Annotated in this window: 1 protein-coding gene; it reads right to left on the bottom strand. The window is 43.1% G+C overall.

The window, feature by feature from the left end; translation table 11 throughout:
* A partial coding sequence (locus HBA93_RS19075; RefSeq protein ID WP_502910143.1) for a VirB4 family type IV secretion/conjugal transfer ATPase occupies positions 1-392 on the bottom strand: 392 nt, incomplete at both ends.

The raw sequence follows: 392 nt of genomic DNA, 5'->3' as shown, positions 1-392 counted from the left end.
CTCTTGATTGACGAGACTATTTAGTGCGCCGTCAATATCCGTTTCAACAGAACTGCCAGCCTCGTCAGAAGCTTGAATTTGGCGCTGAAGGCGGGAATTACGTTCTTGAGCAATAGGCTTATCAGCAAGTGTAAATGATTGTGTGAGAATAAACTCGTGATTTACTTGCAGCAAATTGTCGAGCATTCCCGGAGCTGTGAAAGGCGGGTACTCTTTAATTGAGATCATTGCACCAAAGTGATTTTCACTCGATGTAGCCCCTTGGATTTGCATTGTACGCTTACCAAAATGTAGGCGACTTGAACCGACATATGATGAAATACCCATACGTGGCAGACGCATTTTTCTGAAGCGCCCACCATCTAAAATTTGATTTAAAAACTCACATGGTT

Source organism: Ochrobactrum sp. SFR4 (assembly GCF_019730395.1).
Classification (GTDB): Bacteria; Pseudomonadota; Alphaproteobacteria; order Rhizobiales; family Rhizobiaceae; genus Pseudochrobactrum.
Note: the sequence above shows the minus strand (reverse complement) of the source record. Positions and strands in the feature narration are given on the sequence as shown.